Source organism: Micromonospora sp. ABR4_055 (assembly GCF_056160425.1).
In genome coordinates, this window is record NZ_JBSWXD010000163.1 from 1 (window position 1) to 14,394 (window position 14,394).

The 14,394-nt window shown below is 71.0% G+C and carries 15 protein-coding genes; 1 reads left to right on the forward strand and 14 read right to left on the reverse strand.

Translation table 11 applies throughout. The annotated features are described in order from the left end of the window. Positions 1-1,192: DNA polymerase III subunit alpha (gene dnaE / locus ACXAHD_RS27075; protein ID WP_475054102.1), on the reverse strand; the 1,192-nt coding region annotated here is incomplete at its 3' end. A gap of 192 nt (positions 1,193-1,384) precedes the next feature. Here dnaE and ACXAHD_RS27080 point away from each other — a divergent pair. Continuing rightward, entirely contained in the window at positions 1,385-2,950 is a 1,566-nt protein-coding gene (locus ACXAHD_RS27080; protein WP_281550586.1) for a hypothetical protein, read from the forward strand. A 27-nt stretch (positions 2,951-2,977) separates the two neighbouring features. Here ACXAHD_RS27080 and ACXAHD_RS27085 read toward each other — a convergent pair whose 3' ends face one another. The 13 genes from ACXAHD_RS27085 to ACXAHD_RS27145 form a co-directional block, all read right to left on the reverse strand. Continuing rightward, on the reverse strand, positions 2,978-4,462 hold the full coding sequence (locus tag ACXAHD_RS27085; RefSeq protein ID WP_281555626.1) for an AAA family ATPase: 1,485 nt from the start codon (positions 4,460-4,462) through the stop codon (positions 2,978-2,980). A gap of 190 nt (positions 4,463-4,652) precedes the next feature. Next, the gene (locus tag ACXAHD_RS27090; RefSeq protein ID WP_475054107.1) at positions 4,653-5,909 is read right to left on the reverse strand and encodes a hypothetical protein; all 1,257 of its coding nucleotides are present in this window, start codon (positions 5,907-5,909) and stop codon (positions 4,653-4,655) included. Between the two features lie 59 nt (positions 5,910-5,968). Beyond that, positions 5,969-6,910, reverse strand: coding sequence for an RluA family pseudouridine synthase (locus tag ACXAHD_RS27095; protein WP_281550588.1), 942 nt, complete (start codon positions 6,908-6,910; stop codon positions 5,969-5,971). Continuing rightward, entirely contained in the window at positions 6,907-7,530 is a 624-nt protein-coding gene (gene lspA / locus ACXAHD_RS27100) for a signal peptidase II (RefSeq protein WP_475054119.1), read from the reverse strand. The genes ACXAHD_RS27095 and lspA overlap by 4 nt, the downstream gene beginning before the upstream one ends. A 56-nt stretch (positions 7,531-7,586) precedes the next feature. Continuing rightward, a complete protein-coding gene (locus ACXAHD_RS27105) occupies positions 7,587-8,006 on the reverse strand; it encodes a TraR/DksA family transcriptional regulator (protein WP_281555627.1) in 420 nt (139 codons plus the stop codon). Between the two features lie 420 nt (positions 8,007-8,426). Next, a complete protein-coding gene (locus ACXAHD_RS27110) occupies positions 8,427-8,786 on the reverse strand; it encodes a DUF167 domain-containing protein (RefSeq protein WP_281550590.1) in 360 nt (119 codons plus the stop codon). A gap of 18 nt (positions 8,787-8,804) precedes the next feature. After that, positions 8,805-9,377 carry a hypothetical protein gene (locus ACXAHD_RS27115; protein ID WP_475054110.1) on the reverse strand — a complete coding sequence of 191 codons (573 nt, stop codon included), beginning with the start codon at positions 9,375-9,377 and terminating at the stop codon, positions 8,805-8,807. 52 nt (positions 9,378-9,429) lie between these two features. Continuing rightward, positions 9,430-10,236: a DivIVA domain-containing protein gene (locus ACXAHD_RS27120; RefSeq protein ID WP_281550592.1), complete on the reverse strand. Its 807-nt coding sequence runs from the start codon at positions 10,234-10,236 to the stop codon at positions 9,430-9,432. A gap of 40 nt (positions 10,237-10,276) precedes the next feature. Continuing rightward, a complete protein-coding gene (locus ACXAHD_RS27125; RefSeq protein WP_123602596.1) occupies positions 10,277-10,582 on the reverse strand; it encodes a YggT family protein in 306 nt (101 codons plus the stop codon). A gap of 25 nt (positions 10,583-10,607) precedes the next feature. After that, on the reverse strand, positions 10,608-11,327 hold the full coding sequence (locus ACXAHD_RS27130; protein ID WP_475054112.1) for a cell division protein SepF: 720 nt from the start codon (positions 11,325-11,327) through the stop codon (positions 10,608-10,610). A gap of 186 nt (positions 11,328-11,513) precedes the next feature. Next, a complete protein-coding gene (locus tag ACXAHD_RS27135; protein ID WP_281550594.1) occupies positions 11,514-12,254 on the reverse strand; it encodes a YggS family pyridoxal phosphate-dependent enzyme in 741 nt (246 codons plus the stop codon). After that, complete coding sequence (ftsZ, locus tag ACXAHD_RS27140) at positions 12,251-13,369, reverse strand: cell division protein FtsZ (RefSeq protein ID WP_278170190.1); 1,119 nt, start codon at positions 13,367-13,369, stop codon at positions 12,251-12,253. The genes ACXAHD_RS27135 and ftsZ overlap by 4 nt, the downstream gene beginning before the upstream one ends. A 289-nt stretch (positions 13,370-13,658) precedes the next feature. Continuing rightward, positions 13,659-14,394, reverse strand: a 736-nt coding sequence (locus tag ACXAHD_RS27145) for a cell division protein FtsQ/DivIB (RefSeq protein ID WP_475054116.1), incomplete at its 5' end; no start/stop codon positions are given.

Here is a 14,394-nt window from a genome sequence, read left to right on the forward strand (position 1 = left end):
CGTGCGGGATCGGGTCCAGCTCGGTGATGCCCAGGGCGTACGCGATCAGCGCCCCGGCCGCCGAACCACGGCCCGGACCGACCCGGATCCCTTCCCGCTTGGCGTAGTGCACCAGGTCCGCGGTCACCAGGAAGTAACCCGGGAAACCCATCTTGAGGATCACGTCGAGCTCGTACTCGGCCTGCCGGCGGTGCCCGTCGGGCACCCCACCCGGGAAGCGGCGCTCCAGCCCGCGCAGCACCTCGGCCCGCAGGAACGACTCCTCGGTCTCCCCGGCCGGTACCGGGAACTGCGGCATCAGGTCCCGCGACGAAAACAGGGCCGAATAGTCGCCGATCTTCTCGGCGATCTCGAGGGTGTTGTCACATGCCCCCGGCACTTCGGCGTCCCACAGTTTCCGCATGTCCGCCGCGGATTTGAGATAGAAGTCGCGGGCGTCGAACTTGAACCGTTTCGGGTCCGCCATCGTCGAACCGGACTGTACGCACAGCAGCACCTCGTGCGCGTCCGCGTCGCGTTCATGGGTGTAGTGCAGATCATTGGTTGCGACCGGTTTGAGATTCAACCGCTTACCGAGCCGGATCAGATCGTCCCGGACCCGGGTCTCGATACCCAGTCCGTGATCCATCAGCTCCAGGTAGAAATTGTCGGCACCGAAAATGTCGCGGAATTCGGCCGCCGACGCGCACGCCTTCTCGAAGTCACCGATCCGCAACCAGGTCTGGACCTCACCGGACGGGCACCCCGTGGTCGCGATGATCCCCTTGCCGTACTCGTTCAGCAGTTCCCGGTCCGCACGCGGCTTGTAGAAGTACCCCTCCAGGCTCGCCCGCGAGCCCAGCCGGAACAGGTTACGCAGGCCGTCCGCGTCCGCCGCCAGCATCGTCATGTGGGTGTACGCGCCACCACCGGAGACGTCGTTCTCTCCGCCGTCGGCCCACCGTACCCGGGTCCGGTCCCGACGGTCCGTCCCGGGTGTGAGATATGCCTCCAACCCGATGATCGGTTTCACCCCGGCGCCGGTCGCCTGCTTGAAGAAGTCGTACGCGCCGAAAAGATTGCCGTGGTCGGTCATCGCCAGGGCCGGCATTTCCAGACGGTTGGCCTCGGCGAACAGTTCCTTCAACCGGGCCGCTCCATCGAGCATCGAATACTCTGTGTGCACGTGCAGGTGCACAAAACTATCGGACACCGACCCGGCCCCCTTCTCCCGTCCCGGCACGACCAGCGAACCCTATCGTGTCGCCAGCGGCCCCGCACCGAGGCGCGCGGGGACCGCAGCCGCACGGCCGGCACGACTTTCACTCGCCCCCGACTCACGACACTCCCAGGAGAGTACGAGCTCCACCCGACAACACTGTCAGCGAGGGTTTACCGTCTCTGTGTGAACACAGCCAGACAGATACCCACATTTCGCTCCAGGTTGGCCGGCATCGGCGTCGAGACGCTGGTCAGCATCGGTGCCGCGTTCGGGTTCCTGGCCTGGAGCAAAGACATAGATGTCGATCCACTGGACCGGAAAGGGCAGGTGAGCGGTCTGGCAGCACTCCAGCTCCGGTTCGCGGTGCTGGCCGGCGTGCTGGTCGTTGCGATGGTGCTGATGCACCGGCTGCTCGCCGCTGCGCACCGGCCGTACGTCGTCCGGGCCGGCTGCGCCGCAGTCGCCGGGCTCGCCACCGGGCTCGTCGCCGGTGGGATCGCGGTGGCACTGCGCGGCACCCGGCTGCCGCTGTGGGCCGGCGGCGGCGACTACCAGTGGATCCTCGAGTGGACCGCCGCGTTGTGGTCCGGGCAGGACATATCCGACCACTACCCACCAGTCGTCTTCTGGGTGATCGGGGCCTGGGCGCGGTTGACCGACCAGCCGCACGTCCTCGCCCTCAAGGACCTCCAACTGGCCGGTACGGCTCTGTTCGGCCCGGCCGCCTATCTGGCCTGGCGACTGGTGCTGCGTCCGCTCTGGGCGGTGACCGTCGGGGTGCTGGCGATGCTGCCGATGATCGAACCGGTCAAGCCGTACCCGCAGATCACCCTGGTGATGCTGATCCCGGTACTGGTGAGATTCCTGTCGACGGTCCGCCGGGCCGACCGGATGACCGACCGCCGGGCGCTGCTGGCCGGTGCGGTGGCCGGGGTCGGACTCGGGCTGCTCTTCCTGCTCTACTCCGGATGGTTCGTCTGGTGCGCCGGCGGCATGCTGGTGGCCGTCGCGCTGGCCGCCCCGTGGCGGGCCGGCTGGCGGTCGATCCTACTGCTCGGCGGCGCAACCCTGGTCAGCTTCGTGCTGGTCGGATGGGTGCATCTGCGCGGCCTGCTCGCCCCGACCGGCGGCACCTCCGACGACTACTTCTATTTCGACACCGACACCGAGCCGGCGTACATCGCGATGTGGCGCAACGACCGGCCGGCCGACGTCGGCCCGGTCTGGCCGCCGGTCGGCGAACTCGGCGGGGTCGGACTGTTCACCCTGCTGCTCGCCGCCGGGCTCGGGCTGGCCCTCGCGCTGGCCTGGCGGCGCAGCATCGTGATCGCCCTCGGCGCGTGCGCGGCCAGTGCCTGGTTCCTGCGGATGTGGCTGGCCAGCGAGCAGTGGGAGACCCAGACCGTACGGCTGTATCCGCGGACCACCGCAGTGGTGCTCTACTGCCTGCTGATCCTCACCGGATTCGGTGTGCTGCTCGCCGTCCAGCACTGGCGCGGCCGCACCGGCGCCGCCGCCCCGGGCCGGGAGCCGACCGTACCGGTCGGGTTGCTGCTCGTGCCGCTGCTGTTCGTGCTCGCCTCCGCCGGGTCCGCCACCGTCGACCGGTACATGCCCGACGAGCGGACCAACCACGCCGGCTACTTCGCGTGGATCGCACACACGACGCCCGACCCGGACGGCCGGTGCTCCCGCTGGGGTGTGGCGCACGGCTGCCAGCCGACAGCCGACCGGGTGCCAGCGGACTGACCAGGGGCCAGCGGGACGGGCCCGGACTCAGCGGACGAACGGCTCCAGCATCATCGCGGCCGCCTGCAGCCACGCCTGCCGCGTCTCCGGCTGCAACTGCACGTACTCGATCGACGACCCGGTTTCCAGGGCCGGGTCGTAGGGCACCACGGCCACCGCCCGGGTCCGGGTGGCGAAGTGCCGGCGCAGGTCGTCGAGCAACGGCATCGGCCCCGGACTCGGGCAGGACAGCAAGGTCACCGCGTTGCGCACCAGGTCGCCCATGCCGACATCGTCCAGCAGGTCCAGCATCCAGTCCGCGGTGAACGCCGCGTCCTCCCGGGGCACGCAGGTGACCACCAGCTGATCGGCGGCCTGCAGGACGGTCTGCCAGTTGGCGCTCTCCACGTTGTTGCCGGTGTCCACACAGATCACGTCGTGGGTCCGGCGGAGCAGCTCCAGCACCCGCCGGACGGTGTGCGGGTCGAGCCGCTGCGCGAACCGAGGGCTCTCCTCACCGGCGAGTACGTCGTACGAGCCGTCGGAGGCGTGCCGGAGGTAGTCGTCGAGCCGGTCGGTCAGCTCGTAGCCGTGCGAGCCCTCGATCTCCACCAGATCGGAGATCAGATGGCGGATGGTCCGGGCATGACGGGCGCTGCCGGCCCGCAGTCCGAGCGTGCCGCGCAGTTCGTTGTCGTCCCAGGCGAGCACCCCACGGCCACGGACGCTACCGATCGTCGCCGCAGCGAGCACGGTCGCCGTCGTCTTGTGCACCCCGCCCTTCGGATTGGCGAACGCCAGCACCCGCGGTATGCCGAGGTTGCGACGCAGGATGCCGGTGGCCCGGTCGACCTCCGCGTCGGGCCGGCTCTCCCGCCACTCGATCCGTGCCGGGTATCCGCCACCGCCGTCCGGGCCCGGCGGGTACCCCGGCCCCGGCCCAGGTCCGCCCCGGCGCGGCGGCTCGGCGGCCGGCGGGTAGCCGCCGACCTCGGGGCCGCCCGGGAAGCCCTGTTCCGATGGTGGCGGCACACTCGGGCGCACCGGCCGAGCGGCCCGGTCCGCAGGGTGGCCGGGCATCACCGGATAGCCGGGCGGGTAGCCACCCGGGGCGGCCGGAGCCGGCGGCGGCGCCAGGGCGGCGTACCGTCCGGCGGCCGGCGCCGGCGGTCCCTGGTCGGCCGGATAGCCATGATCAGCCGGATCGGCGGGATAGCCGGGGTGGCCGAGGGTCGAGGGGTGACCGGGACCGGCCGGATGGCCGGAGTCGCCCATCCAACTGCCACCGGTGGAATGCCCCGGCTCCGGATGGTGACCCGGCACCTGCGCGATGCCGTTGGGCACCTGGGCCGTGCCGCGACCATTCTCCCGCGACCGGGGCGCCGCCCCGTTGGGGTCCGCCACCTCAGGCTGCTCACCGGTACGGCCACCGAGGCGTGCCCGGTCGAGCAGCGCGCGCCAGCGCGGCGCTGGTTCGGCAGGCCGGCCCCAGCCGGACTCGGTGCCCTCCACGGCTCGCCCTCCCAGCGCTATCGGTCCCCGCCTGACAGGCTACGAAGCTAGACCTGTTCAGGCCACACCGCCAAAGGCCCGTTGTTCGGCCCGACCGGCCATCTCTACCGGACTCCCCCGGTCCGGTCACCGCAGCCGTCACCCGACGAGGAGCGTGGCGGCACCGGGGGTAGCGTACGGAACCGGGACACCGGTGGTCGATACCGGCCCGCTACCAAGATTCACCGGTGGGGTGCCCCGGGCAGACCGGCGGTCCGCCGGTGGCCGGCGACGCGCCGGTCGGTGACGGGGTACAGCCGGACGGCGTGCCAGCCGTCGCGGCCGGACGGCCCGGCCCGTTGGTCGACCGGCCCGCCGGGGCCGGGGTCGGGCGCCCCGACCCCGCCGGCGACGGGTCAGCCCTACCTGCCGGGTTTCCCGGACCGACCGGCGACGTGTCGACACCGTCCCGGCCGCCGTCGTCGGCGTCCGGGGCGGAATCGGCGCTGCCCGGGGTGGACTCACGGTCGGGTGCGGAACTGGTCCGCCCAGCTGACCCCGCGTCCGGGTCGCCGTCGGTCGCCGGAGCAACACTGGTCGGGCCGCCGTCGACCTTGGTGTCGGCCGCACCGCCCGGCTCGGCGGCCGGAACATCGAACGGCAACCCGCTGCTGGTGAGCGCGGCGTCGCCGACCGGCACCACCTCGTCGTACTCAGGTAGCGGAGGCAGGAACACCGCCCGGTCCAGGCGGCGGACCTCGGGCGCCGGATCGACGACCCGGATCTCGGCCAGGCGGGCCAGCCTGCGCAGATCGACCGGGACGCCCTGCACCACCGCCGCGAACACGCAGGCGCAATGGTCACGGTAGGCGGCGGCCTCGGCGGTGGCCACCCGGGCGCCCTTGTCGTAGGCCAGCCACTGGTCAAGATCGGCTGCCCGGCCGAGTTCGGCGACCCGGCGTCGGTAGTCGGTCGCCTGCCTGCTCTTGCGCTCGGCGACCTGTTCCATCCCGGTCAGCACGTCCTCGGGCAGCTGAAAGGCCGGCATCCGGATCACCTGGGTCTTCTCCCGTCCCAGCGGAACCCGGGTGTACACCTCCACGGCAGACACTCCGGACAGGACAGCGGCGAGCCGGTCGGGTGCCAGATACCCGTTGAAGGTTGCCAGGGCGTAGTTGTCGCCGGTCGACCCGGCAGGTGCCGGACCCTCCGGCAAGGTGGCCAGCTCGCCGCGTACCGCCCGGAGGTAGTCCGGTATGGACTCACCCTCGGCTACTCCCACCTGCACGACGTCGTCCACCGCGCGAACGGCGCCGTCGTCGTGATCCACCGCCCAGACGGCGGCGACCAGCACCGCGCTGATCGACACCCCGGCCACCCCGGCGAGCAACTGGGGACGGACCGGTCGCTGCGCGAGCCGGACGGCGGCGTCCAGCAGGACCGGCAGCAGCCGTCGGTCGATTCGCCGCAACAGGTCGCCGGCACGCACGGGCGACTCCCCTTCCCCGATGGCGGGTGGACGCTGAGTGACCGCGTGTTCGCCGGCTCTCAATCGCCGAGCACGGCCAGGGCACGCTTCAAGTCGTCAGGGTAGTCGCTGTGGAAGCGAACTTCCTCCGCCGTACGGGGGTGTAGGAAACTGAGCGCACGGGCATGCAACCACTGGCGGGTCAGTCCGAGTCGGACGGCGAGTGTCGGATCCGCACCGTACGTCAGGTCACCTACGCACGGGTGCCGCAGCGCGGAGAAGTGCACCCGGATCTGGTGGGTACGGCCGGTCTCCAGGCGGATGTCGACCAGACTGGCGGCAGGGAAGGCCTCGACCGTCTCGTAGTGGGTGACGCTCGGCTTGCCACCCGAGACCACCGCCCACCGGTAGTCGTGGGTGGGATGGCGGTCGATCGGGGCGTCGATGGTCCCGCGCAGCGGGTCGAGGTGCCCCTGCACGACGGCGTGATAGCGCTTGTCCACCTCGCGTTCCTTGAACGCGCGTTTGAGCACCGAGTACGCGTGCTCGCTCTTGGCCACCACCATCAGGCCGCTGGTGCCGACGTCGAGCCGGTGCACGATGCCCTGGCGTTCGGCCGCGCCACTGGTCGCGATGGTGTGACCGGCCGCCGCCAGACCGGCCAGCACGGTCGGGCCGGTCCACCCGGGGCTCGGGTGCGCCGCCACGCCCACCGGCTTGTCCACCACGACGATGTCCTCGTCGGCGTACTCGACCCGCAGTCCGTCGACCGGTTGGGCGATCACCACCGGAGCCGTGACGGGCGCCGGCAGGACCACCTCCAGCCAGGCGCCGGCACTCACCCGGTCGGACTTGTGCCGGGTGACCCCGTCCACCTCGGCGTCGCCGGACTCCACCAGCGCGGCGGCCGCGGTGCGGGACAGTCCGAACAGCCGGGAGACAGCCTGATCGAGCCGGGTGCCGTCGAGCCCATCGGGCACCGGCAGCGACCGTCGCTCCCCATGGCGGGCAGGTGTGGTCAACGGTCCACCTTTCCGGACAGCCGGCGGCCGTCGCGCTGTCGGCCGGTCAGTTCCAGCAGTACGGCGAGGAGTACGCCGACGACCAACGCGCTGTCGGCCACATTGAAGATCGGGAAGACCTGGCCGTACGGGTGGAAGACGCTGAACATGTCCACCACGTGGCCGAGGAGGGGTCCGGGGGCGCGGAACATCCGGTCCAGGAAGTTGCCGAGCGCCCCACCGAGGATCAGCCCGAGCGCCACCGCCCAGGGCAGCGACCGCAGCCCTCTGGTCAACCAGCCGATCCAGCCGACGACCGCCACGGTGACCAGCGGGAATATCCAGGTGTAGTCGGATCCGAGGCTGAACGCCGCACCACTGTTGCGGATCAGCGTCAGGTAGAGGGCACCACCCAGCAGGCGGACCGGTTCCCGGTCGGTGAGGGCGCTGATCGCCCACTGTTTCGCGCCGAGGTCGACGAGCAGTGCCGCCGCCGCGACCAGGGCGAAGACCCACAGCGCACGTCGGCCGGTGCCCGTCACCGGCGAGCCGGTGACGGGCGTGCCATCGCCCCCAGGTGCTGGCGGGGCGTCGCCACCGGCGTTCGGAACGTCCGGGCGCGGATCGCTGTCGGCGGACAGACGCCTCTCCCTTCTCAGTGGAGCGGCTCGCCCACGTCGGGCCCGTCACCGCCCGGCTAGCGCCGCTCCTCGATCTGCTTGCAGGACACGCAGAGGGTGGCCGAGGGGAAGGCGGCGAGCCGCTCGACCGGAATGTCCGTGCCGCACCGCTCACACCAGCCGTAGTTGCCCTCGTCCAGCCGCTCCAGCGCCCGCTCCACCTGGTTGATGCGGTCCAGGATGCTCCTGGCGAGGGAAATCTCCTGCTCCCGCTCGAACGTCTTGGTGCCGGTGTCGGCCTGGTCGTCGCCGGCCGAGTCGGTCAGCCGTTCCCGCTGCAGCTCGGTGATCTCGCTCAGCGTCTGATCATACTCGGCTCGCAACTCGTCCCGACGGGCCTGCAGGGCAATCTGGATCTTGGTGGTCTCGGCCGCGCTGCGCGGTGCCCGGGCCACTCGTCCGCGGGCGGCGGTCTTCGTGTCGGCTGGCTTCGCCATCGTCGCTCCCTCGGCCGCGTCACCCGCGGCGATCGGCAGTGCCTGTACGGGATCCTCCGGCGTCGGCAGGCCGGACGGTACGCGGCGCGGCGTCGTGGACGGGGTCACCCGACCCGTGCGGCGCCTCGCTTCCGTCAGCTCGGCCATGCTGCCCCCAAAGCACAAAACGGGCGTACAACGGGTCCGTTGCACACTCCGGAGATTCGCAAGGATACGGAACGTGAAGACATCCGACAACAATGGCACAGCTTTCGTCCGGTGATGCACCGATTTGACTGGCCAGCTTGAGCGGCAGGGGACGGTGGCGGGGCACAGGCCGGCATATCACCCAAGAAGGACATTCGCCGGGCCTCATCGAGGAAGCGCACGACGTGGTCGAGGTGTCGGCGCTCGGCCGTTTCATCCGTCCCGCAGACGTCTTCAGCCGTCCCGCAGACGTCGCAGCCGAGCGTCCAGCACCTCAGCCTCGTCGGCGGTCACGGTGTCCACCTTGAACAGCTTGTCCCGACTGGCGGCACCCGCCCGTAGCGTGATCCGCCGGGTAGGCACCTCGAGCGCAGCCGCGAGCGCATGCCGGGCCGCCTCCGTCGCACGACCGTCCACCGCCGGGGCAGTGACCGCGACGACCAGCGCTGGTCCCTGTGAGCCGGGGTGGCAACCACCGATCCGGGCCCGGGAGGCGCCGGGCTTGACCCGGACGGCGACCACCAGGTCGGTCTCCGGACGCCCGCCGGCACCGGCGGCCGGCCGGGTGGGCCGGCGGCTGCTCGAACGGGACATGAACCGAACGCCGCCTGTTCAGACGCGGCCGGACTCGGCCAGCAGGGTCCGGTTCGGCTGGCAGAGCCCACAAGGCGTGAATCCGAGCTCCAGGGCCTCGCGCACCGGCAGCGGCTCACCGTCCCTGGCCACCAGATACAGGCAGCTCGCCAGGTGGTAACGAGGCCGTCCGTCGACCACGATCACTTCGGCATCGAGCCCGGCGAGCCGGGCGTGATCGGTCTCACCCGTCTCCTCGACCGCTGGCTCGTCGGGCGGGTCGTCGTCGGCCGCCCCGCCGCCGAGATGGTCATCGGCCGGATCGGTCGGCTGCCGACCGACCGGCGCGGCGGATGACCATTGACCGGCCCCCTGTACCGGATCGGGGTCAACGCCGAACTCCGGACGGGACAGCGGCTCCGGGTCGACCGAGCCGACGCGTCCGTCCCCTGCTCGGGCCGCAGCGGCCTGCCTGGCACCGACCACGAGAGCAACCGCCGCGAGCAGACTGGCGACGATCGAGCCGACCAGCAGCAGGCTGGACCCGCTCGCCAGGCCGAGCACAAGCAGGGTGACGGCGACGAGGATGAGCACCAGACTTGCCACTATCACGGCTCACCCCCGCCGCATCGTTGCTGACGTACCCCCCGCGAGAGGCTCGGCCTCAGCGGCCGGCCTCCAGCGCACCGGACCGGCCACCGCCGTAGGAGCTGGCCAGGCCGGCGGTCGCCAGACCACCACCGCCCGAAGCGGAGCGACCGCCCTCGACCCGCCCCATCTCGGCCTCGAGGCCCTGCCCGCGACCGTCCAGGTCGCGCAGCTGGCTCTCCAGGTACGCCTTGAGCCGGGTGCGGTACTCCCGCTCGAACTGCTTGAGCTCCTCGATGTGCTTCTGCAGCGCGGTGCGCTTGGCGTCCAGGCCACCCATCGCCTCCTGGTGGCGCTGTCGCGCGTCCCGCTCCAGCGCGTCGGCCTTGGCCCGCGCCTCGCGGGTGACCTCCTCGGCCTTGGTGCGGGCGTCGGTAAGCAGCTTGTCCGCTTCCCGGCGGGCGTCGGAGACGTGGTCGTCCGCCGTCCGCTGGGCCATCATCAGCACCCGCAGCGCCTGCTGCTCGCCGTCGCCGCCGCCACCGACGGCCGGGCCACCGGCCGACCTGACCTGCTCCAGCTCGGCCTGCATGGCACGGGCGGCCTGCTCGGCGGCGGCCTTGTCCCGCTGTACGCGGTCGAGCTGGGCCTTCATGTCGTTGAGCTCCGCCGCGAGACGCGGGTCGGCGCCCGGGCCCGCCGGCCCGCCACGGCCGCCGCGCTCCACCTGGGCGCGTAGCTCGTTGTTCTCCTCGATCAGACGGGCGAGCTCACGCTCGACCTCGTCCAGGAAGGCGTCGACCTCCTCCTCGTCGTACCCCCGCTTGCCGATCGGAGGCTTCTTGAAGGCGACGTTGTGGACGTCGGCCGGGGTTAGCGGCATCGAAACTCCTCGGGTCAGTTGCGGCCGCGTAGCGCGCCGGTCAGTTGGTTGCCCTGATCAGCGGCTCCACCACGAACGTGATCAGCACGAACAGGATAACCAGGAGCACAAGGGAGGCCAGGTCGAAGCTCACGGTACCAATTCGCAGTGGTGGGATCACCCGCCTCAACGCCTTAAGGGGGGGATCAGTGACGCTCCACACCGATTCCAATCCGGCTGCGGCACCCCGACCGGGTTGCCAGCGTCGACCGTACTGAAGCACCGCGCTCAGGACAAACCTCGCCAACAGGGTGAGCAGAAAGACATACAACAGCAGATACAGGACTTGGAACAAGATCGACAACACGGCAGGCGAGATCCTCAGGTCAGGGCTAGCCCAGGCTGAAAAATCCACCCTCGGCTATCTTGGCCTTGTCCTCCGCGGTGACCTGGACGTTGGCCGGTGAGAGCAGAAACACCCGGTTGGTGACGCGTTCGATCGTACCGCGCAGACCGAACGCCAGACCGGCAGCGAAATCAACCAGACGGCGGGCGTCTGCCTCATCCATCTCGGTGAGGTTGATGATCACCGGCGTGCCGTCGCGGAAGTGCTCCCCGATCGTCCGGGCCTCCCGGTAGGTGGTCGGGTGCAGCGTGGTGATCTGGTACCGCTGCTCCTCCTCGGCGACGACCATCCGCTCCCGCACCGCAGGCTGCGGCGCAAGAGCCAGGTTGTCCCTGGTCGGGTAGCTGGCCGACGCAGCCTCGGCACCGGCCCGGGTGATCGATCGCACACTGGCGCGCTCGCCCCGGTCCGGATCCGGACCCCGGTGCTCCCGCTCAGCGGCCCGGTGCTCCCGCTCAGCGGCCCGGTGCTCCCGCTCAGCGGCCCGGGCCTGCAGCCGCTCCGACGGCCGCAGCCGCTCCACCGGTGGCCGCGCGCGTGGTGGCGGGTCGTCCGGCTCCTCGTCGTCAGCGAACTCATCAGCATACCTACTGTCACGATAGCGCGACTCTCGGTAGCTACCCTTGTCGTAGCCGTCGTCGTAGCCCTGGTCGTCGTCCTCCTCGACCAGGCCTAGCCAAACCCCCGCTTTGCGCAGTGCACCCATGCCGCGCCCCTCCGTCCGCCGTGCGGCACGCGCCCCCGCCGTGCCACTGTCGCGCGTGAACACTGCAGTGCCCACCGGTCCGAGCCGGCTCCCCGCCATGACCGGTGCGCGGTCACGGACGTCGACCCCCGACGACGGGGAGTCCGGCTCAAACAACACTGATGTAGTTTGGTATCCGCCGCCAGGCTACCGTAGCGTTGGGCGCTTTCCGAGCAACGCACTTCCGACACGGACATGTGTCGCGCCGGCGTCCACCGCCGCCTCCAGGTCGGCGCTCATCCCGGCAGAGACCATCCAGGCCTCCGGCGCGGCGGCTCTGAGCTGGGCAGACACCTCCGCCAGCCGGGCAAACGCCGGCTCCGGCGACTGGTCGAGCGGAGCCACTGCCATCACCCCGGCGAGTCGCAGATCGGACTTGCCCAGGACGCACTCGACCACCGGCCAGAAGCCGGTCACCGCATCCGCCGAGTCCGGCACCGCGCCACCACGCCCCGTCACGCCGTCCAGACTGACCTGGACCAGCACGTCGAGCGCCCGGCCACGCCCACTGGCGGCGGCGGCCAGGGCTCGGGCCAGGGGCACCCGGTCCACCGAGTGCACCAGGTCCGCGTAGCCCACCACCGACCGGCACTTGTTGCGCTGCAACTGGCCGACGAAGTGCCAGCGCAGTCCCGGCCCACCGGACGGACCCGCAGCCAGCTCGGCGACCTTGGCCGCCGCCTCCTGGTCCCGGTTCTCGCCGACGTCGGTGACCCCGAGCTCGGCCAGCAGCCGCACGTCGGCGGCTGGATAGGTCTTGGTCACCGCGATCAGCGTGACGCTGTCCGCCGACCGACCCGCCGCCGCCGTGGCGGCGGCAAGCCGGGACCGTACGGCGGTCAGCCGGTCGGCCAGTTCCGCACGTCGTCGTTCGGTGTCGACCGTCATGAGCCGTTCTTGAGAAAGTCCGGGACGTCGACGTCGTCGAAGAGCACCCGGCGGGTCTGCTGGGTCGGCGTCTGAGGCGCCGGGGCGACAGCCGGGCTGGTCGGCGCGGCCGGCGACACCGGTGCCGCCGGGACCTTACGCGGACCCTCGGCCGGCTTGTACGCGGGAGCCCCACCGTCGAAGCCGGCCGCGATGACGGTGACCCGCACCTCGTCGCCCAACGCGTCGTCGATAACCGCCCCGAAGATGATGTTGGCGTCGGCGTGCGCCGCGTCGGTGACCAGTTGCGCCGCGTCGTTGATCTCGAATAGGCCGAGATCGGAGCCACCGGCGATGGAGAGCAGCACCCCCCGGGCACCGTCCATGCTCTGCTCCAGCAGTGGGCTGGAGATCGCCGCCTCGGCCGCCTCGACCGCCCGGTTCTCGCCCCGGGCACTGCCGATCCCCATCAGCGCGCTGCCGGCCCCGCTCATCACGCTCTTGACGTCGGCGAAGTCCAGGTTGATCAGGCCGGGCGTGGTGATCAGGTCGGTGATGCCCTGGACACCGGAGAGCAGCACCTGGTCGGCCTGCCGGAAGGCGTCCATCATGCTGATCCCCCGGTCACCGAGGGCCAGCAGCCGATCGTTCGGGATGACGATCAGCGTGTCGCACTGGTTACGCAGCTCCTCGATGCCGGCCTCGGCCTGCACCTGGCGTCGCTTGCCCTCGAAGGAGAACGGCCGGGTGACCACACCGATCGTCAGAGCGCCGAGCTTGCGGGCGATGTTGGCCACCACCGGCGCCCCGCCGGTGCCGGTACCGCCGCCCTCACCGCAGGTGACGAAGACCATGTCGGCGCCCTTGAGCACCTCCTCGATCTCGTCGCGGTGGTCCTCGGCGGCGTTCTTGCCGACGTCCGGGTTCGCCCCGGCACCGAGCCCCCGGGTCAGCTCCCGGCCGACGTCGAGCTTGACGTCGGCGTCGCTCATCAGCAACGCCTGGGCGTCGGTGTTGATCGCGATGAACTCGACGCCCTTGAGGCCAACCTCGATCATCCGGTTGACGGCGTTGACTCCGCCTCCGCCGATGCCGACGACCTTGATGACCGCCAGGTAGTTGTGCGGAGGTGTCATCGGGGTGCCTTCCCTTCGAGAGTGGCGGGCGCCGGCCTGACCCGGCCCACTGGGACCACGGAGGACAGACCCGTCGGTACACGAGAGCGGGACGAACCCTCACCCTCTACTAGAGGCTTAGGGTTATGTCAACCACTGAACCTCTCCGGGCAACGTATGCGCACGTACCGCGTGATCCAAGGACCATGCTGGGCGTGTCGCGGGCCGCGCCGGGCCGAGCCAGTCTCGGCAGACCGTAATGTACCTTCTACACCGAGCCGTCCTGAAATCACCCAGACGACATGCCGGATCAGCGGATGGTCACCACATCCGGGGCACTGACGTCGATCACGCTGCCGTCCTGGACCAGCAACGCGTCGGCGACCCGGGCCTTGACCGCGTTCTCCGTGGCGTCACCCCAGATCACCACCCGGTCGTCGGCGAGCCGCAGCTCGATCCCGGCCGGGCCACTGACCACCATCTCCTCCAGTACCTCGCGCAGCTGGGCGGTCAGCGAGTCGAGCACCGCGACCGCGTCGCGGACCAGCGCCTGGTCGAACTCGGCCGTCTCCAGCCGGACGACCGCCAGGTCGTCCGGGCGCGTGGCCAGTGTCCGGAAGGCCACCCCGGCCCCGTCGACCACCACGAACGCGTCGTCCTGGGGCACCACGGCGGCCGGCACCCGCTCCACCACGGTGATCACCACCGTACCCGGCCAGTCCCGGCTCGCCACCGCCCGCTCCACCGCGGCCAGGCCGGAGACCCGGCCGGCCACCGCGGCCAGATCCACCCGGGCCAGTGGGGTCCCCTGTGGAATCTGCGCGGCCTGCCGTACCTCCGACTCGGTCACCAGCGCCGCCCCCGCGACCCGGACCTGGTCCACGCCGAACACCGAGGTCGCCGAGACCACCCACCAGCCGACCGCGGCCAGGGCCGCCAGGCAGCCGGCCACCGCCCAGGGCAGCGCGGCCCGCAGCCGTCGTCGCCGGGCCCGGCGCATGAACCGCCGGACCGACGGCGGCACCGCCTCCCGGCTCGCCCGGACC

Excerpts from the sequence above, each read along its gene's own strand:
- ACXAHD_RS27105 (WP_281555627.1), bottom strand. The coding sequence starts at position 8,006 with ATGGCGAAGCCAGCCGACACGAAGACCGCCGCCCGCGGACGAGTGGCC.
- ACXAHD_RS27110 (WP_281550590.1), bottom strand. The coding sequence starts at position 8,786 with ATGTCCCGTTCGAGCAGCCGCCGGCCCACCCGGCCGGCCGCCGGTGCC.
- ACXAHD_RS27120 (WP_281550592.1), bottom strand. The coding sequence starts at position 10,236 with ATGCCGCTAACCCCGGCCGACGTCCACAACGTCGCCTTCAAGAAGCCT.
- ACXAHD_RS27130 (WP_475054112.1), bottom strand. The coding sequence starts at position 11,327 with ATGGGTGCACTGCGCAAAGCGGGGGTTTGGCTAGGCCTGGTCGAGGAG.
- ACXAHD_RS27135 (WP_281550594.1), bottom strand. The coding sequence starts at position 12,254 with ATGACGGTCGACACCGAACGACGACGTGCGGAACTGGCCGACCGGCTG.
- ftsZ (WP_278170190.1), bottom strand. The coding sequence starts at position 13,369 with ATGACACCTCCGCACAACTACCTGGCGGTCATCAAGGTCGTCGGCATC.